The 25870-nt window shown below is 62.9% G+C and carries 25 protein-coding genes; 7 read left to right on the forward strand and 18 right to left on the reverse strand.

All coding sequences use genetic code 11. The features are described 5' to 3' along the window. Nucleotides 1-53: 53 nt before the first annotated feature. The 7 genes from YH62_RS10070 to ubiE form a co-directional block, all read right to left on the reverse strand. On the reverse strand, nucleotides 54-1715 hold the full coding sequence (locus tag YH62_RS10070) for a urocanate hydratase (protein ID WP_046794332.1): 1662 nt from the start codon (nucleotides 1713-1715) through the stop codon (nucleotides 54-56). Nucleotides 1716-1854: 139 nt separating this feature from the next. Continuing rightward, complete coding sequence (locus YH62_RS10075; protein WP_046794054.1) at nucleotides 1855-2964, reverse strand: DUF917 domain-containing protein; 1110 nt, start codon at nucleotides 2962-2964, stop codon at nucleotides 1855-1857. Nucleotide 2965: 1 nt separating this feature from the next. After that, nucleotides 2966-4213, reverse strand: a complete 1248-nt coding sequence (locus YH62_RS10080; RefSeq protein WP_046794055.1) for a Zn-dependent hydrolase — start codon at nucleotides 4211-4213, stop codon at nucleotides 2966-2968. Beyond that, complete coding sequence (locus YH62_RS10085; RefSeq protein WP_046794056.1) at nucleotides 4210-5592, reverse strand: amidohydrolase family protein; 1383 nt, start codon at nucleotides 5590-5592, stop codon at nucleotides 4210-4212. The genes YH62_RS10080 and YH62_RS10085 overlap by 4 nt, the downstream gene beginning before the upstream one ends. 21 nt (nucleotides 5593-5613) lie before the next feature. Beyond that, nucleotides 5614-7194 (reverse strand): aromatic amino acid lyase, encoded by a 1581-nt coding sequence (locus YH62_RS10090; protein WP_046794057.1) that lies wholly within the window; start codon nucleotides 7192-7194, stop codon nucleotides 5614-5616. Nucleotides 7195-7291: 97 nt separating this feature from the next. Beyond that, complete coding sequence (gene ubiB, locus YH62_RS10095; protein ID WP_046794058.1) at nucleotides 7292-8854, reverse strand: 2-polyprenylphenol 6-hydroxylase; 1563 nt, start codon at nucleotides 8852-8854, stop codon at nucleotides 7292-7294. Nucleotides 8855-8895: 41 nt separating this feature from the next. After that, entirely contained in the window at nucleotides 8896-9672 is a 777-nt protein-coding gene (gene ubiE, locus YH62_RS10100; protein ID WP_046794059.1) for a bifunctional demethylmenaquinone methyltransferase/2-methoxy-6-polyprenyl-1,4-benzoquinol methylase UbiE, read from the reverse strand. A gap of 147 nt (nucleotides 9673-9819) precedes the next feature. On the opposite strand from ubiE, the gene mutM reads away from it, so the two are divergent. From mutM to YH62_RS10125, 5 genes are all read left to right on the forward strand, one after another. Next, nucleotides 9820-10710 (forward strand): bifunctional DNA-formamidopyrimidine glycosylase/DNA-(apurinic or apyrimidinic site) lyase, encoded by an 891-nt coding sequence (gene mutM / locus YH62_RS10105; RefSeq protein ID WP_046794060.1) that lies wholly within the window; start codon nucleotides 9820-9822, stop codon nucleotides 10708-10710. 226 nt (nucleotides 10711-10936) lie between these two features. Beyond that, on the forward strand, nucleotides 10937-11203 hold the full coding sequence (gene rpsT / locus YH62_RS10110) for a 30S ribosomal protein S20 (protein WP_046794333.1): 267 nt from the start codon (nucleotides 10937-10939) through the stop codon (nucleotides 11201-11203). Between the two features lie 855 nt (nucleotides 11204-12058). Further along, nucleotides 12059-13630 carry a chromosomal replication initiator protein DnaA gene (gene dnaA / locus YH62_RS10115; RefSeq protein ID WP_046794061.1) on the forward strand — a complete coding sequence of 524 codons (1572 nt, stop codon included), beginning with the start codon at nucleotides 12059-12061 and terminating at the stop codon, nucleotides 13628-13630. A 16-nt stretch (nucleotides 13631-13646) separates the two neighbouring features. Next, the gene (locus tag YH62_RS10120; RefSeq protein ID WP_046794062.1) at nucleotides 13647-14264 is read left to right on the forward strand and encodes a LysE family translocator; all 618 of its coding nucleotides are present in this window, start codon (nucleotides 13647-13649) and stop codon (nucleotides 14262-14264) included. A 12-nt stretch (nucleotides 14265-14276) separates the two neighbouring features. Further along, nucleotides 14277-14879, forward strand: a complete 603-nt coding sequence (locus tag YH62_RS10125) for a class I SAM-dependent methyltransferase (protein ID WP_046794063.1) — start codon at nucleotides 14277-14279, stop codon at nucleotides 14877-14879. Nucleotides 14880-14952: 73 nt separating this feature from the next. Here the strand turns inward: YH62_RS10125 and hemW are convergent, their stop codons facing one another. From hemW to rph, 5 genes are all read right to left on the reverse strand, one after another. Then, the gene (gene hemW / locus YH62_RS10130; RefSeq protein WP_046794064.1) at nucleotides 14953-16143 is read right to left on the reverse strand and encodes a radical SAM family heme chaperone HemW; all 1191 of its coding nucleotides are present in this window, start codon (nucleotides 16141-16143) and stop codon (nucleotides 14953-14955) included. Between the two features lie 4 nt (nucleotides 16144-16147). Beyond that, the gene (gene rdgB, locus YH62_RS10135; RefSeq protein ID WP_046794065.1) at nucleotides 16148-16792 is read right to left on the reverse strand and encodes an RdgB/HAM1 family non-canonical purine NTP pyrophosphatase; all 645 of its coding nucleotides are present in this window, start codon (nucleotides 16790-16792) and stop codon (nucleotides 16148-16150) included. Between the two features lie 62 nt (nucleotides 16793-16854). Next, the gene (locus tag YH62_RS10140) at nucleotides 16855-17160 is read right to left on the reverse strand and encodes an antibiotic biosynthesis monooxygenase (RefSeq protein WP_046794066.1); all 306 of its coding nucleotides are present in this window, start codon (nucleotides 17158-17160) and stop codon (nucleotides 16855-16857) included. 80 nt (nucleotides 17161-17240) lie between these two features. Then, nucleotides 17241-17648 (reverse strand): VOC family protein, encoded by a 408-nt coding sequence (locus YH62_RS10145; RefSeq protein ID WP_046794067.1) that lies wholly within the window; start codon nucleotides 17646-17648, stop codon nucleotides 17241-17243. Nucleotides 17649-17744: 96 nt separating this feature from the next. After that, entirely contained in the window at nucleotides 17745-18461 is a 717-nt protein-coding gene (gene rph / locus YH62_RS10150; RefSeq protein ID WP_046794068.1) for a ribonuclease PH, read from the reverse strand. A gap of 175 nt (nucleotides 18462-18636) precedes the next feature. On the opposite strand from rph, the gene hrcA reads away from it, so the two are divergent. Continuing rightward, complete coding sequence (gene hrcA / locus YH62_RS10155) at nucleotides 18637-19725, forward strand: heat-inducible transcriptional repressor HrcA (protein ID WP_046794334.1); 1089 nt, start codon at nucleotides 18637-18639, stop codon at nucleotides 19723-19725. Between the two features lie 93 nt (nucleotides 19726-19818). After that, nucleotides 19819-20478 carry a nucleotide exchange factor GrpE gene (grpE, locus tag YH62_RS10160; RefSeq protein WP_046794069.1) on the forward strand — a complete coding sequence of 220 codons (660 nt, stop codon included), beginning with the start codon at nucleotides 19819-19821 and terminating at the stop codon, nucleotides 20476-20478. Nucleotides 20479-20653: 175 nt separating this feature from the next. Here the strand turns inward: grpE and ptsN are convergent, their stop codons facing one another. From ptsN to lptC, 6 genes are all read right to left on the reverse strand, one after another. Further along, entirely contained in the window at nucleotides 20654-21118 is a 465-nt protein-coding gene (gene ptsN / locus YH62_RS10165; protein ID WP_046794070.1) for a PTS IIA-like nitrogen regulatory protein PtsN, read from the reverse strand. A 67-nt stretch (nucleotides 21119-21185) separates the two neighbouring features. Then, on the reverse strand, nucleotides 21186-21761 hold the full coding sequence (raiA, locus tag YH62_RS10170) for a ribosome-associated translation inhibitor RaiA (protein ID WP_046794071.1): 576 nt from the start codon (nucleotides 21759-21761) through the stop codon (nucleotides 21186-21188). 246 nt (nucleotides 21762-22007) lie between these two features. After that, entirely contained in the window at nucleotides 22008-23573 is a 1566-nt protein-coding gene (gene rpoN, locus YH62_RS10175; RefSeq protein WP_046794335.1) for an RNA polymerase factor sigma-54, read from the reverse strand. A gap of 157 nt (nucleotides 23574-23730) precedes the next feature. After that, the gene (gene lptB / locus YH62_RS10180) at nucleotides 23731-24525 is read right to left on the reverse strand and encodes an LPS export ABC transporter ATP-binding protein (RefSeq protein WP_046794336.1); all 795 of its coding nucleotides are present in this window, start codon (nucleotides 24523-24525) and stop codon (nucleotides 23731-23733) included. Nucleotides 24526-24545: 20 nt separating this feature from the next. Continuing rightward, nucleotides 24546-25109, reverse strand: a complete 564-nt coding sequence (locus YH62_RS10185; protein WP_046794072.1) for an LptA/OstA family protein — start codon at nucleotides 25107-25109, stop codon at nucleotides 24546-24548. A 12-nt stretch (nucleotides 25110-25121) separates the two neighbouring features. Next, complete coding sequence (gene lptC / locus YH62_RS10190; protein ID WP_046794073.1) at nucleotides 25122-25790, reverse strand: LPS export ABC transporter periplasmic protein LptC; 669 nt, start codon at nucleotides 25788-25790, stop codon at nucleotides 25122-25124. Nucleotides 25791-25870 lie beyond the last annotated feature (80 nt).

Raw genomic sequence — 25870 nt, forward strand, 5'->3', positions numbered from 1 at the left:
AAGGAATGTATTCCTTAACAGAGAATTAAGAACAGGGCGAAATGAAGGCCGCGTCAAGAGGGGCGGATATAGGGAACGTCCTTCTTTGCAACCTCGTCCAGCGCCTCCTCGTATCCGGCATCGGCATAGCGGATGACGCCGAGCGCGGTGTCGTTGGTAAGCGCGTGGTCGAGCCGCTCGTCCGCTTGCCGGGTGCCATCCGCCACCACCGTCACGCCGCAGCTCGTCATGTAGCCGGCGTAGCCGCCGCCGCCGGAATGCACCACCACGAGATCGGCCATGGAAGAGCAGAGCATCATCGCGTCGAGCAGCGGCCAGTCGGCGATCGCATCCGACCCGTCCTTCATCCGCTCGGTCATGATGTTGGGATGCGCCATCGCACCGGCATCGAGATGATCGCGCGAAAAGGCGATCGATCCCTTGATCTCGCCGCTTGCAACCAGCTCGTTGACGCGCCGCGCCAGAGCCGTCCGCTCGCCATGCCCGAGCCATGCGATGCGCGCCGGCAGGCCCTCGAAAGGTATGTTATCCCGCGCCAGCCGCACCCAGTTGGTGATGATCCGGTTGTCCGGGAACATCTCGATCAGCAGATCGTCGATCCGGGCGATGTCGCTTTCCTCGCCCGAAAGCGCCATCCAGCGGAAGGGACCGATGGCGCGGGCAAAGAGCGGCCTGAGATAGGCTTCGGTGAAGATCGGGATGTCGAAAGCGTTCTCCACGCCCCCTTGCCTGGCCTGGGTGCGGATCAGGTTGCCGTTGTCGAACACTTCCGAGCCGGCTTGCTGGAAATCGAGCATCGCCTGCACGTGATCCACGATCGAGGCGCGGCTTGCGGCCATGAGCTGGCCTTGTCCGTCTTTCCGGAGGCTGCGCACCGTCTCGAGGCTCATGCCCTTCGGCACATAGCCGTAGACGAGGTCGTGCGCCGAGGTCTGGTCGGTGACGATATCCGGCACGATGCCGCGGCGCACGATCTCGGGATAAATGTCGGCGGCATTGCCGACAAGCCCGACTGAAAGCGCCCGCTTACCTTTTGTCGCCTCGGCAATGGCGGCGAGGGCGGCGTCGAGGTTGGACGCGATTTCGTCCAGATAGCCGATCTCCTTGCGCTTTTTCGCCCGCTCCGGGTCGATGTCGATGCAGAGGATCGCCGCGCCCGCCATTCGGCCGGCGAGTGGCTGCGCCCCGCCCATGCCGCCGAGCCCGGCGGTCAGGATGAAACGGCCGGCGAGATCGCCGCCGAAGCGTTTCTCGGCGATCCGCATGAAGATCTCGTAGGTGCCCTGGATGACGCCCTGGCTGCCGATATACTGCCAGGCGCCCGCAGTCAGCCCACCCCAGCAGATCAGCCCTTTCCGCTCCAGCTCGTAGAAATATTCCGCCTTCGCCCATTGGCCGACGATGTTGCAGTTGGCCATGATGACGAGCGGCGCCTTCGCATGCGTCCTGACGAGTCCCACCGGCTTGCCGGATTGGATCAGCAGCGTCTGGTCTTCCTCCATCGTGGCCAGCGCCTCGACGATGCCCTTGTGCGCCGCCCAGTTGCGCGCCGCCTTGCCGAGCGCTGCATAGACCACGAGATTGTCCGGGTCTTCGCCGACAGCCAGCACGTTCTCGAGCAGCCTCAGCAGCGCCTCCTGCCGCCAGCCCTTGGCGCGCAGTTCGGGACCGCCGGGAATGGGGAAGTTGGGATGACGCGGATTCGGTTTCGGCATGGTCTTCCTCCAGAAATTGCCCCTCATCCGGCTGCCGCCACCTTCTCCCCGCGCGCGGGGAGAAGGAATATGCCGTTCCGGCCTGCCATCTTCGACGTTCCGCGGGGTAGGTCCCCTCTCCCCGTAGGCGGGGAGAGGGCTAGGGTGAGGGGCTCTTGTTATTACCGAGAGCATACCTTGCGATCTCGATGCCCATGGCCTTCTCCACCGAAGGATAGACGGTCGGGTCGAGGACGCTCGCCGAAAGCGGGATGATCTCCTTCGGCACGTGCAGGATATGGACCTTCATGCCCGCCGAAAGCTGGCCGACGCTCAAAGGTTCGCCTTCCGGCGATAGCGTGGTGATGACGGAGGGGAAGGTGGCAAGGCGGTTTCCGCCCGCATCGTCCACCGCCATGTATTCGTTCATCACATGCATGGTCACGGCCTTGTCGCCGGAGCCGACGGTGATCGTGCCGATATCGAAGGCTTCGCTCGTATAAACGACATCCTTGGCGGCGATTTCGCCCTCTGCGAGAATGTGACCGCCGGTCGTTTCGCAGATGGCGTCGATCACGGCATGGCCGTTCTTCTTTTCGGCTTCGATGATCGCCTCGCCGAGTGCTAGCGCAAGGGAAATCCCGCCGAGCGCCGCATGGGTGCGTACATAGGAGGCGCGCAGCGGGTTGCGGCAGGAAGCGATGAAGCCGCCCGACTGGTCTGCCGCCGCGCGCAGCACCGGCGAGATCTTGGCCGTCGCGCCGCGGATCACCAACTCGATATAGCGGTTCTCCGAGCGGTTGCCGCCGACGGCGGTCTGGATCATCGGTTCCGGCGATCCCGCCATGCCGATCGAGCCCATGTCTCCGGTCGGGTGCGCGCGCACGTCTCCCACGGCATCCACCACCTTCATGCCCAAAACGGCCGCGGGCAGCCAGCCGTTCAGCGTCGAAGAGCGGCCGTTCTGGCCGATCATCAAACCGGAAAGCTTCTCGCTGAGCGTCTCCTGCAGGATCTGCACCGCACGGACGTAATCGACGCCGCGCATTTCCCAGGGCGTGGTCGAGGCAGGCGCGCCGATCGCCGCGGCGGTAGCGATCCAGTCGTCGTCCTTCAGTTCCTCCACGGCCACCAGTTCCGGTTTGCCGATCGAGACGGCGGCATAGCCCAGCATCCGGCCGTGATCGGCCCATCCGCCGCCGCCGGCGGCATAGACCGAGCCGCCCTTCACTGCGGCCTCCACATCCTTCTCCACCAGTATGCGTCCCATGTCAGCTCTCCTGGCCTTTATCCATCCGCAGCACCGCTTCGAACAGCACGGCGGCACCGAGCGCGATGTCGTCTATCTCCGCCCATTCCTCGGCGCAGTGGCTTCGCCCTTCCTTGCAGGGCACGAAGATCATCGCGGCGGGAGCAACCTTGGCGATCCATGCCGTGTCGTGTCCGGCGCCCGAGGCCATGCGCCGATGGCTGATGCCGCACTCGTCGGCGGCTGCCTCGAGGATATCGATCAACCGCTCGTCGCAAGGGCTCGCGGCGACGTCGGAGATGCGCACCGGAGCGGCGATCGTCACGCCCCATTTCTCGGCCGCGCGCTCTGCGGTATCGTCGATAAACGCGCAGAAGCTTTCCATGTCCTCGCGGATTTCGGCGCGCGCGTCGATCAGCATCCTCACCCTGGAGGGAACGACATTGGCGGCGTTCGGCTCGATCTGGAATTCGCCGACCGTCGCGGTAAAATGTCCCGGCGATCGCGACATGGAAAGTGCGGCCTGCTGCACGTCCAGCACGATCTCGGAGGCCGCCACCAGCGCATCCGCCCGGTTGGTCATCGGCGTTGTGCCGGCATGGTCGGCGCGCCCTTCCACGATGATCTCGATGCGCGTGATGCCGGAAATGGCGGTAACCACGCCGATATCGATGGCTTCCCGTTCCAGCACCGGCCCCTGCTCGATATGCAGTTCGAGAAAACCTCTGAGATCGGTGCGCACTTCGGTAACGGAAGCATCGCCGCCCACCTGGCTGATTCCGCCCGCAAGGCTTCGCCCCTCCGCCGTCCGGGAAAGCCAGGCCTCCGGCCGTTGCCCGGTCATGCCGCGGCTGCCGATGCAGGAAACGCCGAAAATGCTCACTTCTTCCGCAAGGAAATCGATGATCTCGAGGTCGTGGTCGAGCTCGATTCCCCTGTCGGAAAGCGCGCGCGCGACCTCCAGCGCGGCGGCCATCCCCGCAATGCCGTCGAAGCGGCCGCCGTCCGGAACCGTATCGGAATGGGAGCCGAGCATCAGCGTGCCCTTGCCCGAGACCCGACCCTCCCGCCGTCCGATGAGATTGCCGGCGGGGTCGATGCGCGTCGTAAGGCCGGCCGCCTTCATCTGCCGTTCGAGATAGGCCCGGCCTTCAAGGAAGAGCGGCGAGAAGGCGCGGCGCGTCCAGGGGCGCGCGGGTTCGGTGATCCTTGCGAGCGCATCGATGTCGGCGCCGATCCGCGCGGCCTCTACGGGCAGGTTCCTGCTCAAGCTGTTTCTCCTGTCAGAATATGTTGGCGCGGCGGCCGCTGGAAACGCCCGCTGCCGGGTTTGGCAAGCACTTTCCCGTCCTCGCAGACGAGCTTGCCGCGCAGATAGGTCGCCGCGACCGTAAAGGGCAGGACTATGCCGTTATAGGGGCTCCATCCGACGACATTGTTGCCGCTGGCCGCCGCATCATAAATCTTTTCCCTGGGCAGGAGTACGACGATATCCGCATCGCGCCCGACGGTGAGCGCCCCCTTCACATGATCGAGGCGAAAGTGCCTCGCCGGGTTCTCCGCCATCAGCCTCGCCGCCCAGGTGAGCGGAATGCCGCGTTCCAGAGCGCCTTTCACGAAGAGCGGCACCATGGCTTCGAGCCCCGGCACGCCGGAGGCGTTCTTCAGCATGTCGGGATCGTTCTTGCGGTTCTCCGACCAGCTCACATGGTCGGTGGAGACCAGCCAGACCTTGCCCTCGGAAATCTTGCGCCACAGCGTCTCCACCTCGGCGCGCGGCCGGATGGGCGGATTGATCTTCGCCTTGCCGCCCAATCGCTGAACGTCGTTTTCCTCGTCCAGCGTCAGGTAGTGGATGCAGCATTCCACCGTGGCGGCAAAGCCGTCGCGGCGGTAGGCGGCGGCGATGTCATAGCCGCGCCCGAGCGAACAATGCACCACATGCGCCGGGCACCCGGTCTCGGCACCCGTTTCGAAGATGGTGTGCATGGCCAGAAGCTCGGTGATCGGCGGACGGGAAAGGCCATGCGCCCGCCAATCGGTGATCCCGCTTGCCTTCACGGTCGCCATATAGGCGCGGACGGCTTCGTCATCCTCGTTGTGCACGCCGGCCGTCAGGCCCGTTGGCGCGATCGTCGTGAAGCAGGCGTCGAGCAGGGCGGGCGGAATGCGCGGAAACCGCTTCGGATCGGTGCCGAATGTGGAGAACTTGAAGGCTGCGACGCCCGCCTCCACCATCTCCTGAATGCGGATAGGCCCTTCTTCGGGATCGATCGTGCCGTAGAGGGCGAAATCGACCCGAGCCTGCGCGCCCGCATGGGCGATCTTCCGCTTGACCGCGTCGGCCGAGCAGACGAGGTCGCCTTCGTCATAGGGCATGTCGACGATCGTGGTGACGCCGCCCGCTGCCGCCGAGCGGGTGGACCAGATGAAATCCTCCTGGTCCTTCTGCGAGAGCGAATGCACCTGGGCGTCGATCGCGCCCGGCAGGATCAGCGCTCTGCCGAGCAGGTGGCGGTCGCGGGCAGCCGGCGGCACGCCTAAGCCGATCTGGGCCACCTTGCCGTCGCTGACTGCCACATAGCCAGCTTCGACGATCCGATCGGGAAGGACCACGGTTCCCTGCAGCACGAGATCGAAATCGGCCATGTCCTTCTCCCTTTTCCGGCCTCAGGCCCTCATCGGCTGCCGCTCGCGCGTCTCGCTCCGGCCGAAGCTGCCGAGCGCGAAGAAACCGTCGATGGCGTGGATGGGCGAAATGGCGATCAGCCGGGCGAGGAACGCCTCGGAGGAAAGTTCCGCCTCGATCGCCTCGACCTCCGTCGAAAGCGGCCGGTCGACCGTATAGTATTCCGCGTGCCGGCGAACGGCGTCGTAGACCAGTTGCACCGCTCCGCCGGGGCGGTCGCCGTGAATGTCCATGGCTTGCGCGGCAAGCAGGGCCTCGATCGCCGCAAGGCGCTTGAGCGCCTCCACCTGCCGTTCGAAGCGCTCGATGACCAGCGGCAGGAAGGCCGCCTCGTCCTCCATGCCCCCCGCCACGACGAGCGATTGCGCCGATACGGGATTGGTCATCGAAAGCACGCGCGAGAAGATCTCGCCGGCAAGCTTGATGATAGGGCCGAAACCCGTGGCGATCGCGCCTTCCGGCACGAGGTTCACCGGCAACCCGCGCCGCTGGCCGTTGCCGAGCAGGACGCAGCGGTTGAAGGCGTTGCGGGCGGCATGCGCCATGCAGATTGACGCCGCCTCGAGAAGCACGGTGACGTCCAGCGGCAGCGAGCCGCCGGAGGTAAGCACGCGGCCCTCCGCGATGACCGGATTGTCGTCGGAGCGGCCAGTGGCGGCCAGGATCTTGTGTCCCGCCATCAGCAGGCTCTCGAACACCGAGCCCAGCACCTGGGCGATCATGCGCAGGCTGAGAGGGTCCTGGATATGGGTGGCACTCGGCCAGTCGCAGTCTTCGGAAGCGGTGAGGAGCCAATTGCCGATCATCGCTTCGCGAGCCGTCCCGACATGGGTGACCGCAATCCACGGATCGCGGGAAGCGCCCATTGCGCATGCCGCGGTCATGCCGGTGGCAAGCAGGGTCCGGATCGCGCCCGCGGCTCCGCGGGTGGCTTCGGCGGCGGCCGCGAAGCTCACCGCATTGATGCTGAGCGAGGCGAGGCTGTCGCGCGGCGCCATGCGGAAAGGTTTCAGCCCGGCCTCCGCGAAAGCCTGCGCGGCCGGCAGGCGCCGGCCCTTGTAGATCGCTTCGCCCACGCCTGTCAGCACGGCGCCGATCTGGCCCATGAGGCCGATATCGGCGCAGCCGATCGAACCCGTGCGGCGGACGACCGGAATAAGGTCGGCTTCGAGCAGGCCGAGATAGGCATGCACGAGTTCGACCGAGCAGCCGACATAGCCGGTGAGCGCGGTATTGACGCGCAGCGCCATCGCATTGCGCACCACCGAGATCGGGAAGGGAACTCCCGTGCCGAAATGGTGGGCGCGGACCAGGCCGAGATTGAACGTATCCCACTCGTCCGGCGACCACTCGACATCCTTCATGGCGCCGACGCCCGTGGTCGAGCCGTAGACGGGCTGCCCTTGCGCAATCGCGCGATCCACCACGTCGCGGGCGGCCTGCACGCGCACAAGCCCCGCCGGCTCGGCCACGGGGCGGATGCGTCCTTCTCCGATATGCAGGAGCTCGGCGAAACCGAGCGGCTGCCCGGTCAGCTCGATCACGGCTCTGGTTTCCGTCATGCTGTCTCCTTCGATTGCTCCTAGGAGATTAGCGGAGAGGCCGGCGAATGGAATATCCCAAGGCCGGCGGAAGTCGCCGTGGTCGGGAAGGTCCGGTTCAGCCGAGCGAAAAGGCGAGATAGAGTGCCGAAAGCGCGATGACCCAGAGCGCGACCCGTCCGGAGCGGCTGTAGCGCGCCTCCGCCTTGCCGATCGCGTCGGCCGTTTCCGGGTCGAAGCGCAGGCCGTGTTCGCTCATGCGCACGATATCCTCGTGGAACTTCTCCGTCCTGACCGCGATTTCCGGCAGGGCTTCCGCAAGCTTCACCGCCGCCTTCACGCCGTCGCGAAGGTCGGACATGACCCGCTTCGGGCCGAGATTGTCGCGGATCCATTCGCCGACCACCGGCTCGGATGCCTTCCACATGTTGAAGCGGGGGTTGAGGATGCGCGATACGCCTTCCACCACCACCATTGTCTTCTGCAGCAGAATGAGTTCCGGCCGGGTCTGCATCTCGAAGAGATCGGTCACTTCGAAAAGCAGGGCCAAGAGCCGCGCCATGGAGATCGTCTCGGCCGGCTGGCCGTGGATCGGCTCGCCGATCGCGCGGATGGCCTGGGCGAAGCTCGAAACGTCGTGGTGAGCCGGCACGTAGCCCGCCTCGAAATGCACTTCGGCGACCCGCATGTAGTCACGGGTGATGAAGCCGTACAGGATTTCGGCGAGGAAGCGGCGTTCCTTTTTGCCGAGGCGTCCGACGATGCCCATGTCGACGGCCACGATCATGCCGGTCCGATCGACGAAGAGGTTGCCGGGATGCATGTCGGCATGGAAGAAGCCGTCGCGCAACGTGTGGCGCAGGAAGGATTGGATGAGCGTTTCGGCGAGTCGGTCGAGATCGTGCCCGGCGGCGCGAAGCTCCTCGACGTTCGACATCTTGATGCCGTCGATCCACTCCATGGTCACCACGTCGCGGCCGGTGCGCTCCCAATCGACCGTGGGCACTCGGAAGCCCGGATCGTTCTTGGTGTTTTCGGCGATTTCGGAAAGGGCCGCAGCCTCGAGGCGCAGGTCCATCTCCACCTTGGTCGTCTGTTCGAGCGTCCGCGTCACCTCGACCGGCCTCAGCCGCCGGCTGGAGGGCATGAGACGCTCCTGCATGCGCGCCAGCAAATACATGCTTTCGATATCGTGCGCGAAGCGCTGCCGCACGCCCGGCCGCACCACTTTCACGGCGACCTTCCTGTCTCCCACCATCGCGGGATGAACCTGGGCGATGGAGGCGGCGGCGATGGGCTCGCCGAAATCGGAATAGAGATCTCCCACCGGCCGGCCGAGCGAGGCTTCGATCGCGGCTTCGGCGGTTTCGGTCGGGAAGAAGGCCATGCGGTCCTGGAGAAGGGCGAGATCCAGGGCCCAGTCGACGCCCACGACATCCGGGCGTGTGGCCAGGAACTGGCCGATCTTCACATAGGAAGGACCGAGCCTGTCCACGGCGCGGGTCAGCCTTATGCTGCGCGCCTGCTGCTTGGATCGGAAACGCGCGAGCGGCTCGACAAGCGATTTGACGAGACCGACGGAAGGCGGCAGGTCCCGTGTCGGCAGCGCCGAGACCACGCCCTCGCGCACTAGGACCCAGGCCACCCGGACCAGGCGGAAATAGGCGCCAATCGTGCTCATGATGCGCCCTTATGCTTCTTTACGGATTGGCTCTGCATCGATCAGAGCTTCCATCCGGAATGCAGGGCGGCGATCCCTCCGGAATAACTCGTATAGGTCACGCGCGAGAAGCCTGCCGCACGGATCATGGTGGCGAAATTCTCCTGGTTGGGGAATTTGCGGATCGATTCCACCAGATACTGATAGGGTTCGGCATCGCCGGTCACCAGCCTGCCGATCTGCGGAATGGCCTTGAACGACCACTGGTCGTAGAAGCGTTCCAGCAGCGGCATCTCCACTTCGGAAAACTCCAGCACCAGCAGCCGCCCGCCGCGCCTCAGCACGCGAAAAGCCTCCTTCAGCGCCACGTCGATATGCGGCACGTTGCGGATGCCGAAGGCGATCGTATAGGCATCGAAAGTGCCCGCTTCGAACGGCAGGTCCTCGGCATTCGCCTCCACGAAGGTGAGATTGTCGGAAAGCTTGCGCTTGGCGGCCCGCTCGGCGCCGACGCCCAGCATGGAGCCGTTGATGTCGAGCACGGTCGCATGCGCCTTGCGGTCCGATGCCTCCACGATCCGGAAGGCGATGTCGCCGGTGCCGCCGGCCACGTCGAGCACCTTGTAGGAAGGGTCCTTGCGCGGATTGAGCGCGTTGATCATCGCATCTTTCCAGATCCGGTGCATGCCGGCCGACATCATATCGTTCATGATGTCGTAGCGCTTGGCCACCTTGTGGAAGACGTCGTTGACGAGACCCTGCTTTTCGCCGTCCGCAACCTCGCGGAAGCCGTAGGATGTTGCCATGCTGCCATCGCTACTCGTGCGGGCTTCGGTCATCGGAAGAACTCCATGCTCATCATTCGGTCGCGACCATAGCGAAATCGCATCCGGCACGCTATCTGTGCCGCGCGTCTTCAAAGAGAATGCGGGCTGGCGGTTCTATAGATCAGGAACCCGGCCGTTGGAACGGGAAGTTAGGAAATCATGCCTGAATTGCCAGAGGTGGAAACCGTTCGGCGCGGCCTGCAGCCGGCGATGGAAGGGGCCCGGATCGAGCGTCTGGAGCTCAGAAGGCCCGATCTGCGCTTTCCCTTGCCGGAAAATTTCGCCGAAGCGGTCGGGGGGCGGCGGATCGTCGCGCTCGGGCGTCGGGCGAAATACCTGCTCATCGATCTGGAGGACGATCTGACGATCATTTCCCATCTCGGCATGTCGGGATCGTTCAGGATATCGGAGGGGCGGCAGGACGCCGTTCAGGGAGAGTTCCACCATCCCCGCTCGAAGGACGGGAAGCACGACCACGTGATCTTTCATCTGGAGGGGGCGAAAGGTCCTGCCCAGGTCATTTATAATGATCCGCGCCGTTTCGGCTTCATGCACCTTTGGAAGCGCAGCGAGCTCGATCTCTATCCGGCCTTCGCCGAACTGGGACCGGAACCGACCGGCAATGCGCTCGACGCCGATTATCTCGCGGCGCGCTTCTCCGGCAAGGCCCAGCCGCTGAAGGGTGCGCTTCTCGACCAGACGGTGATTGCCGGGCTCGGCAATATATATGTGTGCGAGGCGCTCTGGCGGGCGCATCTGTCCCCCAAGCGCGCCGCCGGGACGGTGGTCACGAAGACAGGCCGGCCGAAGAAGGAGCTGGATCTCCTGACCGAGGCGATCCGCGCGGTGATCGCCGATGCCGTCGCCGCCGGCGGCTCCTCTTTGCGGGATCATATCCGGACAGACGGATCGCTCGGATATTTCCAGCATTCCTTTTCTGTCTATGACAGGGAGAGCAAGGAATGCCGCACGCCGGGCTGCGGCGGAACGATCGCCCGCATCACCCAGGCCGGGCGTTCGACCTTCTATTGCCCGACCTGCCAGAAATGACCGCCACCCGTGGGTGGCGCGGCCCTGGGCCCGTGAAACCGGCATCTTCCTGTCCTGGCGAGAGAAATTGCGCGTTGACTGGCAGGCCCATTCCGGTTATATGCCCGCCCACAGTTGAGAAAGCCATTGGACGGCTTCCTCTATTGCTCCCGAATTGCTGAAGATGAGGTCGCGAGACCGGCGCGGCGACGGTGGAGTTTGGTTCGAATTCGTAGAGAGGCATGAGATGGCCAATACAACTTCGGCGAAAAAGGCGACCCGCAAGATCGCTCGCCGTACCGCAGTCAACAAGACTCGCCGTTCGCGCGTCCGCAGCTTCATCCGCAAGGTCGAGGAAGCCATCGCGTCCGGTGATGCCGCCGTTGCTGCCGAAGCACTCAAGGCTGCCCAGCCGGAAATCCAGCGGGCCGCTTCCAAGGGTGTGGTTCACAGCAACACCGCATCCCGCAAGGTCTCGCGTCTTGCGCAGCGCGTGAAGGCTCTGTCGGCCTAATCCCGACAAAATTCTGTCAAGATTGAAAGCCTGGTCTCGCGACCGGGCTTTTCGTGATTCTCCACGTTATCCACATCCTTACCCGGCTCATTGACAGTTCAGTGTCAGAGCCGTGACAGAATTTCTCTTTAAATAACAATGGGTTGTGAGAGGTTGTGCAACTTGATGCCTCTCCCGCGGGCATCCTGAGCCCGACAATCCGAGTCAAGAAGATTTTTATTTTTTCTCGTGGAGAAGGCTGCCACGCCGCTGTCATTTTTGAATCTCATTGATTCAACAGCGATTCTCCATCGAGCCGCCGGCGGCATTCAAAGCACGCTGTGAGAGTCAACGCCCGGCTCTTAATTTTGCGTAAAATTCATCATTGATCTTGGCATTTGATCCTGCCTAAATGCGTTCCAGCAAGGGGTGCGGGGATCACTTCAGGATTGTTTCCGGCGGCTGCCCGACGAGGGTGGCAGTGAGATTTTCTGACCTTTTGTTACGGACGATCTGTCTTCCGTTTTCACGTAACTGTCGGTTGTTCGCCGGGAATCCGTCTGGATTCCGGAGGCGGCCGATTGTGCTCAAAGCAGAGGTCTTGGCCGATCCCTGCAAGAACGAGAGAGAAGGAATATTGAGCGGCTCATGACGAGGATGGGCTCTCGGACGGGTAAAGCAAACCCGTAAACGCAAGGCCGCTTTCCGAGGCGGTCGATGACGGCCCGGCCGGCTGAAAAGCGCGGCGGGGATTTGCCATGAAAAGGACGGCGGCGGTTCTCATGAGGGGAAGACGTTGCTGTGTCCGGAAACGAGGTTTGTCCTGGCGGAAACACGAAAACCGCCCGGCAGAAAAAATTTGGAAGGCGGCGCATAATGCAAATGAATTCCGTATCGGCACGTGCAGAAGGCAAAGGGGACCCTGCACGGCAGGCACTCGATACACTTCATTCCCAGGCGGCGGGAGAAAACTCGGAAATGAAGCATGATGCTCTTTTTGAGCGGTTCAGCGCCCGTTTGAAGGCGCAGGTCGGCCAGGATGTCTATGCAAGCTGGTTCGGACGTTTGAAGCTTCACACCATTTCCAAGAGCGTGGTGCGGTTGACGGTTCCGACCACTTTTCTCAAATCCTGGATCAACAACCGTTATCTTGATCTCATCACCAGCATCTTCCAGGCGGAAGATCCGGAAATCCTGAAGGTGGAAATCCTGGTGCGCAGCGCAAGCCGCAGCACCCGTCAGCCGGCGGCCGAAGAGCGCGCGCTTTCAGCCGAGGCTGCTCCGGTGGTCAGCTCCCATTCCGCCCGTCAGCCGGCTGCCAGGGAAATCGGCAGGATTGCCCAGTTTCCGCAGCCCGCCGCGGCACAGCAATCCCGCCCGGCCCACGCCGGTCCGCTGTTCGGCTCGCCGCTCGACAGCCGCTTCACCTTCGATACCTTCGTTGAGGGGTCTTCCAATCGCGTGGCGCTGGCCGCGGCAAAGACCATCGCGGAGGCCGGTGCGGGCGCGGTTCGCTTCAATCCGCTGTTCATCCATTCGGGTGTCGGTCTCGGCAAGACCCACCTCCTGCAGGCGATCGCCAACGCAGCGATCGGCAGCCCACGGACCCCGCGCGTGGTCTATCTGACCGCCGAATATTTCATGTGGCGCTTCGCCACTGCAATTCGCGACAACGATGCCCTGACGCTGAAGGATTCGCTGCGCAATATCGACCTGCTCATCATCGACGACATGCAGTTCCTGCAGGGCAAGATGATCCAGAACGAGTTCTGCCATCTGCTCAACACGCTGCTCGATAGCGCCCGCCAGGTGGTGGTCGCGGCCGATCGCGCGCCCTGGGAGCTGGAATCACTCGATCCCCGCGTTCGTTCCCGCCTGCAGGGCGGTGTCGCGATCGAGGTGGAGGCTCCGGATTACGAAATGCGCCTTGAAATGCTGAAGGGCCGCTTGCAGGCCGCGCGGCAGGATGATCCGGCGCTCGAAATTCCCATGGAAATCCTTTCCCATGTGGCGCGCAGCGTGACCGCCAGCGGCCGCGAGCTCGAAGGTGCTTTCAACCAACTCGTTTTCCGTCGCTCGTTCGAGCCGTCTCTTTCGCTCGACCGGGTGGAGGAACTGCTTGCCCATCTCGTCGGCGCCGGCGAAGCCAAGCGTGTCCGCATCGAGGATATTCAGCGCATCGTCGCAAGGCACTATAATGTGTCGCGCCAGGAGCTCGTCTCGAACCGACGGACCCGCGTCATCGTCAAGCCGCGCCAGATCGCCATGTATCTGTCGAAAACGCTGACGCCGCGGTCCTTCCCGGAGATCGGGCGGCGTTTCGGCGGACGCGATCATACCACCGTGCTGCATGCGGTGCGCAAGATCGAGGAACTGATCTCGGCCGATACCAAGCTCAGCCACGAGATCGAGCTTCTGAAGCGGCTGATCAACGAAAACAACGCTTGAGGTCTGACGGGCATTGATGTTCCTGCTTTCCGTCGCGATGATCTGGGCTGTGGCGGCCATTACGCCGGGGCCCAACACGCTGCTCATCATGCGCTATGCGCTGATGGCCTCGCGGCGGGTGACGATCGTGGCGGCGATGGGAACGATCACGGGCACGGTCTGCTGGGGCCTGGCCGGCTGGCTCGGCATCAACGTGCTGTTTCAGGCGGCTCCCTTTGCCTATCTGGCGCTCAAGATCGTCGGCGGGCTCTATCTCGTCTGGTTGGGCTTGCGCATCTTCTGGAGCTTCCGCAAGCCGGCTGAGACGGAGGGACCTGCGGCGTCGCCTCAGGCGGTCTCGTTGAAGAGCGCCTACCGCATGGGTCTTGCCACCAATCTTGCAAACCCCAAGTCGGCACTGTTCGTCGCGAGCCTTTTCGCGGCGACGATGCCGGTCGGAACGCCTTGGATATACGGGCTTGCCGCCATCGCCGTAATGGTGGCGGTCTCAACCGTCTATTACGCGATATTGATTGCTCTCATCACCCACAGGAAGGTCGCCGCCGCCTATCTGAGGGCGCGCCGGAAGATCGACCTTGCCGTCGGCATGGTCTTCGTCGGCTTCGGCGCGAGGCTCCTGCTGTCTCAGAAATAAAGGACGGTCGGCATGGAAAGCGATCCGACTTCCCGCTTCTATGCCGATAACGCCGCCGTCTATGCGGCCAGTTCATCGAGCCCGAACCATCTCAGGCTCGGAGCTTTCCTTGAAAAGCTGGAACCTGGCGTAGAAATCCTCGAACTCGGCTGCGGCAACGGCCGCGACAGTGCGGAGATGCTGAAGCGCGGCTTCCGCGTGATGCCGACGGACGGCACCTTGGAAATGGCGCGCCAGGCGGAACAGCGCCTCGGCATTCCGGTGCGGGTCCTCCGCTTCGGGGAGATCGAAGCCGCCTCGGCTTTCGATGGTATCTGGGCCAGTGCCTGCCTTCTGCATGTGCCACGAGCCGATCTTGGAGATGTTCTTGCCCGCATCCACCGGGCGCTGAAGCCGGGCGGTGTCTTTTACGCCAGCTTCAAGGCGGGGAAGGCGGAGGGCCATGACGGCCTCGGCCGGTACTACAATTACCCCTCGGAAAAGTGGCTGCGGACGGTTTATGCAGCCATGCCCTGGGCTTCGATCGAGATCGATGAGAACAAGGGCAGCGGTTACGACAACCAGCCGACCGACTGGCTGCATGTGCTGGCCGTGAAACGCCCACCCTCCCTTTGAGGGGGAGGGTCGAACCGAAGGTTCAGGGTGGGGTGATCGCTGCCTCAAGGAAAGCGAAACCGCCCCCCAAAAATCAACAGGCGAGATCGGCGACCACGGCGTCGAGGATGAGCATGCCGGACGGCGTGCAGCGCAGGCGGGAATTGCCGAGCCGCTCGATGAAGCCGTGCTCCAGCAGCCGTTCCTCGCGGATCGGGTCCGGATCGCGGCCGGAAAGCTCCTGCCAGCGGGCGAGATCGACGCCCTCCGTGAGCCGTAGGCCCATCAGCAACAGCTCGTCCGCCTGTTCCTCGTAACCGAGGATTTCCTCCTCGATCATGCCGTGGCCGCGGCCCTCCACGAGTTCGAGCCAGGTTTCCGGCCTGCGCTCGGTCGATGTCGCGATCTTCTGCCTGCCGCGTGTCAGCCTGCCATGCGCGCCGGGTCCGATGCCGGCATAATCGCCATAGCGCCAGTAGGTGAGGTTATGGCGGCTTTCCGCACCCGGCCGGGCATGGTTGGAAACCTCGTAGGCCGGCAGGCCGTGGCGGGCGGTGATTTCCTGAGTGGCTTCATAGAGCAGCGCTGACTGGTCGCCATCCGGCACGATCAGCTTGCCGGCCTTGTGCAGGCCATAGAAGGGTGTGCCTTCCTCTATGGTGAGCTGGTAAAGCGAAAGGTGATCCACCGCATAGGAAATCGCTTCCTGCAGCTCCGCCTCCCAGGCCTCCACCGTCTGCCTGGGGCGGGCATAGATGAGATCGAAGCTCATGCGCGGAAATATCTCGCGCGCCAGCCGGATCGCCTTCAGCGCGTCCGCAACGTCATGCAGCCGCCCGAGGAATTTGAGATCGGCATCGTTGAGCGCCTGCACTCCGAGCGACACCCGGTTCACGCCGGCGGCGCGGTAGCCGCGGAACCGCTCCGCCTCCACGCTCGAAGGATTGGCTTCCATGGTGATTTCGATACCGTCCGGCACATGCCAATGCCTGGCGATCCCGTCGAGAATGGCGGAAACCGTTGCCGGGTCCATCAGCGAGGGCGTGCCGCCGCCGAGGAAGATGCTGGTCACGGTCTTCGGGCCGCCCAAGCGCCGCATGGTTTCCATTTCCGTCAGAAATGCGGCGGTGAAACGCGGCTGATCCACCGGCTGGTGGCGCACATGGCTGTTGAAGTCGCAGTAAGGACATTTGGCCGCGCAGAATGGCCAATGGATGTAGACCCCGAAGCCCGGCTCCCCGGTATCGGGCAGCAGGCCCGGTGCGAGGGCGGGGGCGAGGTTCATTCCGTCATGCCTCCAGGCAGGTTTCGACGAAGCGCTTGAAGGCGCGGGCGCGATGCGAGAGCGCTTGCGCGTCGCCCGGCTTCCAGCCGTGCTTCTCCTCGGCGCTCATTTCGCCGAATGTAGTGTCGTAGCCCTCCGGCTGAAAGACCGGGTCATAGCCGAAACCCTGGCTTCCGCGCGGCGGCCACACGACCTTTCCTTCCACCTCGCCACGGAAGAGCTCGGTATGCCCGTCCGGCCAGGCAAGGCAGAGCACGCTCACGAAACGGGCGGTGCGCTGTTCCGGCTTCGTGGCCCCGCGCTCGGAAAGCGCCTTCTCCACCTTTTCCATCGCCATCTTGAAATCGCGCGTGCCGTCCTCGCGCTCCGCCCAGTTGGCGGTATAGACGCCCGGCGCTCCGTCGAGCGCGTCGATGACGAGGCCGGAATCATCCGAAAGAGCGGGCAGGCCGGAGGCCTTGGCCGAGGCGAGCGCCTTGATCGCGGCATTCTCCTCGAAGGTCGTGCCCGTCTCGTCCGGCTCTATGAAATTCAGATCCGCGGCGGATTTCGCCGAAAAGCCGAATGGACCGATGAGATCGGCGATCTCGCGGATCTTTCCGGCATTATGGCTGGCGACGACGATGGTGCGGGTATCGAGCTTGCGCATGTTCCTGGTCTTGATGAAACTGATGATGGGGTTGGGTTGACCCGGCCGTTCTCTGGAATGATCTAGATTTCCTCGACGACTTCGTAATGTTCGACGAAATCGTCAAACTCGATAAGAGCTGCGACCGCGCCCGGTTCGACGACCGCTTTGCCGACCATATCGCCGGCGAAACCGCGGATGGCATCCATATCCTTCCAGCGGGTCAGCACGACGAATTCGATCCGGTCGTCCAGCGTCCGACGGCTGAGATGTGCGCCTATGAAGCCCGTAAGCGCCTGCAGTTCCGGAACCACATGGTTTCGGAAATGCGTGGGATAGGCATCCGCGCTGGAAGGGAAGGCGCGGCCCCGCCATTCACGTATGATCATGGGAGAAATTCCTGAACGCTGGTTGCCCTGTCTATATCGGAGTTTTGCTGCCGATACCAAGCCTCTTGTCGGCAGGGGCCTCAGTCGAGGTCCCAAAGCTTCGCCTCCGCGCATTCGAGGCTGTTGCCGGCCGGATCGCGGAAGTAGATCGAGCGCGCGCCGTTCGGCCAGTGGAAATCGCTTTCGATGGCGATGCCGGCCGCTCGGAGGCGCAACACCATCGCATCGAGGTTTTCGGGCGAGAGCCGGAAGCAGGCGTGCCCCGCTCCCCTTGCGCCATGGGGCGGCACCGGTAGCGAACCCTTTTCCGGCGGCTTTGCGGTCTCGACGGGATTGAAGATCAGAAGAACGCCCGGCCCGCAGCGGAAGAAGATATGCCGGTTGGCGATGCGGGTGATCTTTTCGAGCCCGAGCACTCCGCCGTAGAAGGCCTCCGCCGCATCGAGGTCCTCGGCATAGAGCGCGGTTTCGAGAATGCCTTCGATCATGACATCTGTCCTGTTTTGCCCCTCACCCTCACCCCGTCCATACGGGAAGAAAGTGGCCGGCAGGCCGGATGAGGGGCAGTCCCAGTGATTATGATCTCACCCGATCGTCTGTTTCTGCAGCGCCACCAGTTCCTGCGTACCGGCCTGGGCGAGCGCCAGCAGTTTCAGGAATTCCTCCTGGCTGAAGGGCGCGCCTTCCGCCGTTCCCTGCACTTCGACGATCCCGCCGGAGCCGGTCATCACGAAATTCGCGTCCGTTTCGGCTGCCGAATCCTCCAGGTAATCCAGGTCGATTACCGGCTGGCTGGCAAAGATGCCGCAGGAGATCGCCGCCACGTGATCCTTCAGCACCTTCTCCACCTTCACCATGGAGCGGGCCTCCATCCATTTCAGGCAGTCGTAGAGCGCCACCCAGCCGCCGGTGATGGCGGCCGTGCGGGTCCCGCCATCGGCCTGGATGACGTCGCAATCGATGGTGATCTGCTTTTCGCCGAGCGCTTCGAGATCGACGACGGCGCGCAGCGAGCGGCCGATCAGGCGCTGGATCTCCTGGGTGCGCCCGCCCTGCTTGCCGGATGCGGCCTCGCGCTTCATGCGCTCGCCGGTGGCGCGCGGCAGCATGCCGTATTCGGCCGTCACCCAGCCCTTGCCGCTGTTACGCAGCCAAGGCGGCGTCTTCTCCTCGAGGCTTGCCGTACAAAGCACATGGGTATCGCCGAATTTGACAAGGCAGGAGCCTTCCGCATGTTTCGAGAAGTTGCGCTCGAAGGAAATCTTGCGCATCTGGTCGGTTTTTCTGCCTGAAGGCCGCATTCGTTGCTCCTGAAAGAGTGGGTATCGCCTTCTACGGCCCATAACCGCATTTTGCAAAGAAAAAGCCGTGGGCGGTACATTCCCGGCGAGTAGAAGTCCGCCGATTTCCCTTTTGCGGACCCGCTTGAATGATTATATTTTCCGGTATCGAACCAAGGATATGGTGGAACCGCTTATGGGTTTTTCGGCACCGATGGCCAGGGACAATGCCTCAGCGCTCGACGACCGCTCGCGGGAAATCTTCCGTCGCATCGTCGAAAGCTATCTGGAAACCGGCGAGCCGCTCGGCTCCCGCAATCTTTCCCGCCTGCTGCCGATCTCGCTCTCGCCGGCCTCGGTCCGCAACGTCATGAGCGATCTGGAGGCGCTGGGCCTCATCTATTCGCCGCATATCAGCGCCGGCCGCCTGCCCACCCAGTCGGGCCTGCGCTTCTTCGTCGATGCCTTCATGCAGATCGGCGATCTTTCCGAGGAGGAAAGGGGCAATATCGAGCGGCAGATCAGGCCGGATGATCGCGATCAGCCGATCGAAAGTCTGATGAGCGAGGCGAGCCGCATGCTTTCCGGCGTCTCGCGCGGCGCAGGCATCGTCATCACGTCCAAGAGCGACCCGGTGTTGAAGCATGTCGAGTTCATTCGCCTGGAGCCGACAAAGGCGCTGGCCATCCTGGTCGGCGAGCATAATCAGGTCGAAAACCGCATCATCGATCTGCCGGCCGGCGTGACGTCTTCCCAGCTCACCGAGGCGGCGAACTTCTTGAATGCGCATCTGACGGGCCAGACCCTGCCGGAACTGCGCACCCAGTTGCAGGACCTGAAGGCAGAGGTGCAGACCGAGCTGCATGCGCTCTCACACGATCTGGTGGAGCGGGGCTTGGCCGTCTGGTCGGGCGATAACCAGGACGGCAAGCCCATGCAACTCATCGTCCGCGGCCGCGGCAACCTTTTGGAAGGCTTGGCCGGCGTGGATGATCTCGACCGGCTGCGTCTGCTCTTCGATGATCTGGAAAAGAAGGAAAGCCTTCTCGATATCCTTGATCTCGCCGAAAGCGGACCGGGCGTGCGGATCTTCATCGGCTCGGAAAACAAGCTCTTTTCGCTTTCCGGCTCCTCGCTCATCGTCGCGCCCTATCGCGATGGCGAGGATCGCATCGTCGGTGCCGTCGGGGTAATCGGCCCCACGCGGCTCAACTATTCCCGCATCGTGCCGATGGTCGACTATACCGCCCAGCTTCTTGCCCGGCTTTCACGCAATCCCCTCTGACGAAATGTCCAACCTGCCCGCAAAGCCTTGATTTTTTCACGGCAAACCTCGATATCGGGCTCGAAATCAAGATAAGAACAACCGGAGTACGTCATGACCGACGAAACCAAGAAGCACGGACCTGACGCAACCGCCGCCGAAAACTCGGCGGAAGCTGTGGCGTCCGCCCTGGAGGACGCGGCCAATGCGAATGCCGAGAGCGAAGCCATGGCCGAAGTGCCGGCCGAGCCCGATCCGTTGGAAGTGTTGAAGGCCGAGAATGCGGAGCTGCGTGATCGCTTTCTGCGTCTCGCCGCGGACATGGACAACCTGCGTCGCCGCACCGAGCGGGAGATCAAGGATGCCAAGTCCTATTCCGTCGCCGGCTTTGCGCGCGATATGCTGGCCGTTTCCGACAACCTGCGCCGTGCGCTGGATGCCGTTCCGACGGAAATGCGTGCGGCAGCCGACGCGGGCTTGACCACGCTCCTCGAAGGCGTGGAGATGACCGAGCGCTCGATGCTTTCGGCGCTGGAACGTCACGGCGTGAAGAAGATCGAGGCGGAAGGCGAAAAGTTCGATCCGCATTTCCATCAGGCCATGTTCGAGATTCCGAATGCCGAGGTGCCGAACAACACCGTCATGCAGGTCGTGCAGGCGGGCTATACGATCGGCGAGCGCGTGCTGCGCCCCGCACTTGTCGGCGTCGCCAAGGGCGGCCCGAAGGCAGAGGCGCCGGTTTCCGAAGCCGCATCCGGTCAGAAGAACGACTGATACGACTCAGGCGGTCTCGAAACATCTGATAGGCCGTGGCGCCCGATTGGCGCCGCGGCCTATATTTTTTACAGGTTATCCGGCTCGCGCATAATCAAAAAACTGCCGAAAAAAGAAATCGCCCCGACGCTCATGGGAGCCGGGGCGATGTCTTGTCTTGCGTTTGAAATAGCCGTCAGGCCGCGTTGGAAGCCTGTTCCTCGTTGAGGAAGGCATAGATGGCGGTCGCGGAATCGGTCTTGCGCAGCTTGGCCACCAGATCCTGGTCGCGCAGCACGCGGGCGATGCGCGACAGGGCCTTCAGGTGATCGGCGCCGGCGCCTTCCGGAGCCAGCAGCAGGAAGACCAGGTCGACCGGCTCGTCGTCGAGCGCCTCGAAGTCGACCGGCGTGTCCAGCCGTGCGAAAATTCCCTTGATGGAGGAGATGCTGCCGAGCTTGCCGTGCGGGATGGCAATGCCATGGCCGACGCCGGTGGAGCCCAGTCTCTCCCGCTGCAGGATGACGTCGAATATTTCCCTTTCGGGTACGCCTGTAAGTTTGGCCGCCTTCACGGCCAGTTCCTGCAGCAGCTGCTTCTTGGAATTCACTTTCAGGGCAGGGATAATCGCATCTTGTTGCAGCAAATCTGCCAATGCCATTCTTTTCATCCTTCGTGCCGCCAGAGGGCGAAGGAGCGCGTCGGACCCGACGCTCTCCCGGGGATTGTTATCCTTTAATCTTGGTGGAATCGATCCAGCCAATATTGCCGTCGTTGCGGCGATAAACGATGTTGAGTTGCTCCTTGCCGGGGCTGCGGAAAAGAAGAATCGGTTCATCTGTCATGTCCAGTGCCATCACGGCGGTTGCTACCGACATGGTCTTTATCGGTTTTGAGCTTTCCGCAACGATGGTCGGCGCGAAATCCTCAGGAATTTCATCCTCCGCTTCCGATACGGCATCCATGACCGTATAGGCGATCTCGGCATGGCCGTTCGTGTAGTTACCGGCGTGGTGATCCTTCAGCCGCCGCTTGTAGCGGCGCAGGCGCTTCTCGATCCGCTCTGCCGCGGCGTCGAAACTACCTTGCGGGTCGTTGGCCTCGCCGGCCGCATGCAGCACTATCCCGGTATCGAGATGGATCTTGCAATCGGCTGAAAAACGAGAACCGGATTTCTCTACGATGACCTGGCCGGCATACCCCCCATCGAAGTACTTTGTGACCGCATCTCCGATCTGGCTTTCGATCTTTTGACGGAACGAGTCGCCAATTTCCATATGCTTACCGGATACACGCACACTCATGGAGTTCTTCCTTCTTGTCGTGACTTGCGTGTTCCAGTCTACGCCAAGCCGTCCCCTCATCCAAGCGATTCACACAGGCCAAGACCAATTTGCGCCTAAAAGCCTATGGCTATGGGGATAACCTACGGGATGCCCCGTAGCGATTGCGGCGGGCTCTTAAACCCCTCCCAGGCAAATGTCAACCGCAGCCTGGATGATGGCGAACTCCGGGCTTTCTCGAGGCGCTCGATCCTGGGATCGGCCTGCTCAATAGGCCGCCACCTTGGCAAGCGCCCGCTTTTCCCGGCGCCGCTGCACGGAGGAGGGGATGTTCATCGCCTCCCGGTATTTGGCGACCGTCCGGCGGGCGAGTTCCACACCGCCCCGCCTCAGGCTGATGACGATATCGTCGTCGGAGAGCACCGCCTCAGGCGTCTCCTGGGAGATCAGGGCGCGAATGCGGTGGCGCACGGCTTCCGCCGAATGCGTGTCGCCGCCTTCTTCCGCCGAGCCGATGGAAACGGTGAAGAAATATTTGAGTTCGAACATTCCGCGTGGCGTCAGCATGTATTTGTTGGAGGTGACGCGGCTCACGGTCGACTCGTGCATCTTGATGGCTTCCGCCACCGTCTTGAGGTTCAGCGGGCGCATATGATCGACGCCGTGGGTCAGGAAGGCATCCTGCTGCCGGACGATCTCGCTCGCCACCTTCATGATGGTCCGGGCCCGCTGGTCGAGGCTGCGCGTCAGCCAGCTCGCGTTCTGCAGGCATTCCGAAAGGAAATTCTGGTCGTCGCTTTTCCTGGCGCAAGTCTTTGAAACGGTTCGGTAATAAGCCTGGTTGACGAGAACGCGCGGCAGCGTGTCCGGATTGAGTTCCACCAGCCATCCGCCGTCCGGCGCGTCGCGCACGATGATGTCCGGCGCGATCGCCTCGAAGGCGCCGCGCTCGAAGCCGGTGCCCGGTTTCGGGTTCAGCTTGCGGATTTCCGCCAGCATGTCGATGAGGTCTTCCTCGTCGACGCCGCAGAGCCGCTTGAGCGTAGCGAAATCCCGTTTGGCGAGGAGTTCCAGATGCCCGGTAAGCGCCTCCATGGCGGGATCGAGCCGGTCCTTCTGCCTGAGCTGGATAGCCAGGCATTCGCTCAAGGAACGGGCGAAGATGCCCGGCGGATCGAGCGTCTGCAGCGATTTGAGGAGGGCTTCCAGTTCCCTCGGCTCCTTGCCGAGGCGTTGGGCGATTTCGTCGAGATCGCCGCAAAAATAGCCGGCCTCGTCCAGTTGCTCGACCAGGTGCTGGGCGATCAGCCGGTCGGTCGCGTTGTCGAGCGCGAACGGGATCTGCTGGTTGAGGTGATCCCTGAGCGTGACCTGGCCGGCGACGAAGTCGTCGAGATCGTAGTCGTCCCCGGTCTCTCCGCCTGGCATGGACTTCCATTGGCTCAGGAGTTCCGGCGCGTCGGCCCTTCGCGGCGGCCCGTCGTCGGGAAAGACGTTTTCGAAACCGGCATCGAGATCGCCGAGCGGCTCGGCCGCCGTGCCTGGCGCGCGCTCGTACCAAGCCTCGCTTGCATCCGCCTCCACCGATCCCCTCGCTTCGTCGCTGCCCGTTTCGGCTGACGCGAAGGTATCTTCGCCCGCAAAGGCGCTTTCCGTGTCCGTATCGCCATCACCTGATGCAATTTCGAGCAGCGGATTCTTCTCAACCTCCTGCGCGATGAACTGAACCAGCTCGAAATGCGTCATCTGCAGCAGCTGAATCGACTGCATCAGTTGCGGCGTCATCACGAGCGACTGGGTCTGGCGCAGCAAAAGACTGGCGGACAAGGCCATGATGGACGCGAAACTCCCGTTCAACCCCTTGAAATGGGCCTGCATAGATGCTGGTTGCAGTTATACTCAGCCCTTCTGTGGGGGCTGGAATATACTTGGCACGAGAATTGCTTTTTTGAAAGATTTGGTCAAGCGCCCGCCGGGCGAATCTTGAACTCTACAGGCTGAACTTGTCGCCCAGATAGAGGCGGCGGACATCGGGATTGTTGACGATGTCGTCGGCCCGTCCATGGGTCAGCACTTCGCCCGCGTGGATGATATAGGCACGGTCGATGAGGCCCAGCGTCTCGCGGACGTTGTGGTCGGTTATCAGCACGCCGATGCCGCGCGCCGTCAGATGCCGCACGAGGTTCTGGATGTCGGCGACCGAGATCGGATCGACGCCGGCAAAGGGTTCGTCGAGCAGCATGAAGGCCGGGTCCGTCGCCAGCGCGCGGGCGATTTCCAGGCGCCGCCGCTCGCCGCCGGAAAGCGCCACCGCCACCGACTTGCGAAGTTTGCTGATATGGAATTCTTCCAGAAGCTCGTCGAGCTTGCGCTCCCGCTTGTCGCGGTCCGGTTCGTGGACCTCGAGCACCGCGCGGATGTTCTGCTCCACCGTCAATCCGCGAAAGATCGAGGCTTCCTGCGGCAGGTAGCCGACGCCGAGGCGGGCGCGCCGATACATCGGCATGCGCGTCACGTCGTTGCCGTTGATGGCGATCATGCCCTGGTCCACCGGAACCAGGCCGGTGATCATGTAGAAACAGGTGGTCTTGCCTGCCCCGTTCGGCCCGAGCAGCCCCACGGCCTCCCCGCGCCGGACGACGAGCGAGACGCCGTTGACGACGCGCCGCGAGTCGTAGCTCTTCGAGAGCCCATGGGCCACGAGCGTTCCCTCGTAGCGCGTCTTGTCGCGTACGTTGAAAAGTTCGGGGGGGCGCGGCTTGCGCGCCGTCAGTTTGGATAGCAGGGGTATTTTCACGACAGGCCTTAGCGTTGCTGCTGTCGGGATTTCGGATCGAGCAGGATCTCGACGCGTCCGCCGCAGCTATCGAGCTTGGCTTCGCCCGTCTGCATCCGCACGGTGAGCTTGCAACCCTTGAAGACATTCGGCCCGTCCGACAGGACCACCTGCTTGCCGGAAAGCACGAAGACCTGGCTGGCCATGTCGAACTCACCCTTCTCGGCCGATGCCTGCTGGGTGCCCGAGGTCAGGAGCACGGTTTGCTCCAGGAATATCTTGTCGATATCGGCGTTGCCTGCGGTCATCGCGGCACTTCCCTCGCCGCGATAGAGCACGGTCATCTTGCCGGCGCGCATGGTGGTGGTGCCCTGAACGACCTTCACATTGCCGGTGAAATAGGCCTTCTTTTCCTGCTCCTTGATCTCGAGCTGGTCGCTCGCGATCTGGATCGGCTGGTCGTTGGAAAGCTTCAGGCCCTCCATCTGGCTGGTGGTTGCCTGCGCATGAGCGGAAACCGAAAGCGAGCAGGCGATGAAACCCGCCGCGATCGCGACCGCGGTGTTCTGGGTAAGGAAGCGGCGATAGCTCATGGCGGCCGGGCCCTAGTTGTCTTTGTTGCGAATCGCGACCGGGTCGACGTTGACGAGAACCTGACCCGCGAAGGTGATGTTACGTCCCTTATCCGTTATCTTCAGCGACTGTGCAACAATCGAAGATTTATCACTCTGGATGGAGACGCGATCGGAGGTCTCCATTGTTCCGGAGTGGATGTCAAGGAAGGCTGACTGGAAATGCGCCGTGACGCCGTTGCTGAGGTCCACGTCGAAGGGATGGGTCATCTGCAGCTTGTCCGTCCCGCGGTCGAAGATGCCGCCTGCGGCGGTCACGCGGGCGATCACGTCCTCGCGCATCGGCACCGCCGCCTTGACGTTTTCCAGCGTGATCATGTTGGGGTTCGCGATATCCTGCAAAGCGCGTGTCGCCGTCATCGAATAGCTGATGCCGTCGCCGTTCCGCCCTGCGATCGCCGGCCGCTCCATCACGATCATGCCGTTCTCGATGGTGGCGCTCGCAATCGAGACGTCGTCCGGCAGATAGGCGCGCACGATCGCAACCGCGATGAAGGCAGCGGAAATCACGCCGGCTGCAACCGGCAGCAGCACTTTCATCTTGCGGACGCGTTCGGAATGGGCAAGCGCCGCCTCATAGGCGTCGCCATACATTCCGAGGGCCGCCGAGAGGCCCGTTGCTCTTCGAAGTATCTGCAGCATATATGCGAATGTCGTCCTTTTCGCGCGCAACTCTCCCCTGCATCGGGAGATGCGGGTGGGAACTGGGGTCAGCGCTTTCG

It is taken from the genome of Rhizobium sp. LC145, from assembly GCF_001005825.1.
Taxonomy (GTDB): Bacteria; Pseudomonadota; Alphaproteobacteria; order Rhizobiales; family Rhizobiaceae; genus Neorhizobium.

Bases quoted from the DNA above. Each gene is read 5' to 3' on its own strand.
- YH62_RS10070 (WP_046794332.1), bottom strand. From the start codon at position 1,715: ATGCCGAAACCGAATCCGCGTCATCCCAACTTCCCCATTCCCGGCGGT.
- YH62_RS10075 (WP_046794054.1), bottom strand. From the start codon at position 2,964: ATGGGACGCATACTGGTGGAGAAGGATGTGGAGGCCGCAGTGAAGGGC.
- YH62_RS10085 (WP_046794056.1), bottom strand. From the start codon at position 5,592: ATGGCCGATTTCGATCTCGTGCTGCAGGGAACCGTGGTCCTTCCCGAT.
- YH62_RS10090 (WP_046794057.1), bottom strand. From the start codon at position 7,194: ATGACGGAAACCAGAGCCGTGATCGAGCTGACCGGGCAGCCGCTCGGT.
- ubiB (WP_046794058.1), bottom strand. From the start codon at position 8,854: ATGAGCACGATTGGCGCCTATTTCCGCCTGGTCCGGGTGGCCTGGGTC.
- ubiE (WP_046794059.1), bottom strand. From the start codon at position 9,672: ATGACCGAAGCCCGCACGAGTAGCGATGGCAGCATGGCAACATCCTAC.
- mutM (WP_046794060.1), top strand. From the start codon at position 9,820: ATGCCTGAATTGCCAGAGGTGGAAACCGTTCGGCGCGGCCTGCAGCCG.
- rpsT (WP_046794333.1), top strand. From the start codon at position 10,937: ATGGCCAATACAACTTCGGCGAAAAAGGCGACCCGCAAGATCGCTCGC.
- dnaA (WP_046794061.1), top strand. From the start codon at position 12,059: ATGCAAATGAATTCCGTATCGGCACGTGCAGAAGGCAAAGGGGACCCT.
- YH62_RS10120 (WP_046794062.1), top strand. From the start codon at position 13,647: ATGTTCCTGCTTTCCGTCGCGATGATCTGGGCTGTGGCGGCCATTACG.
- YH62_RS10125 (WP_046794063.1), top strand. From the start codon at position 14,277: ATGGAAAGCGATCCGACTTCCCGCTTCTATGCCGATAACGCCGCCGTC.
- hemW (WP_046794064.1), bottom strand. From the start codon at position 16,143: ATGAACCTCGCCCCCGCCCTCGCACCGGGCCTGCTGCCCGATACCGGG.
- rdgB (WP_046794065.1), bottom strand. From the start codon at position 16,792: ATGCGCAAGCTCGATACCCGCACCATCGTCGTCGCCAGCCATAATGCC.
- YH62_RS10140 (WP_046794066.1), bottom strand. From the start codon at position 17,160: ATGATCATACGTGAATGGCGGGGCCGCGCCTTCCCTTCCAGCGCGGAT.
- YH62_RS10145 (WP_046794067.1), bottom strand. From the start codon at position 17,648: ATGATCGAAGGCATTCTCGAAACCGCGCTCTATGCCGAGGACCTCGAT.
- rph (WP_046794068.1), bottom strand. From the start codon at position 18,461: ATGCGGCCTTCAGGCAGAAAAACCGACCAGATGCGCAAGATTTCCTTC.
- hrcA (WP_046794334.1), top strand. From the start codon at position 18,637: ATGGGTTTTTCGGCACCGATGGCCAGGGACAATGCCTCAGCGCTCGAC.
- grpE (WP_046794069.1), top strand. From the start codon at position 19,819: ATGACCGACGAAACCAAGAAGCACGGACCTGACGCAACCGCCGCCGAA.
- ptsN (WP_046794070.1), bottom strand. From the start codon at position 21,118: ATGGCATTGGCAGATTTGCTGCAACAAGATGCGATTATCCCTGCCCTG.
- raiA (WP_046794071.1), bottom strand. From the start codon at position 21,761: ATGAGTGTGCGTGTATCCGGTAAGCATATGGAAATTGGCGACTCGTTC.
- rpoN (WP_046794335.1), bottom strand. From the start codon at position 23,573: ATGGCCTTGTCCGCCAGTCTTTTGCTGCGCCAGACCCAGTCGCTCGTG.
- YH62_RS10185 (WP_046794072.1), bottom strand. From the start codon at position 25,109: ATGAGCTATCGCCGCTTCCTTACCCAGAACACCGCGGTCGCGATCGCG.
- lptC (WP_046794073.1), bottom strand. From the start codon at position 25,790: ATGCTGCAGATACTTCGAAGAGCAACGGGCCTCTCGGCGGCCCTCGGA.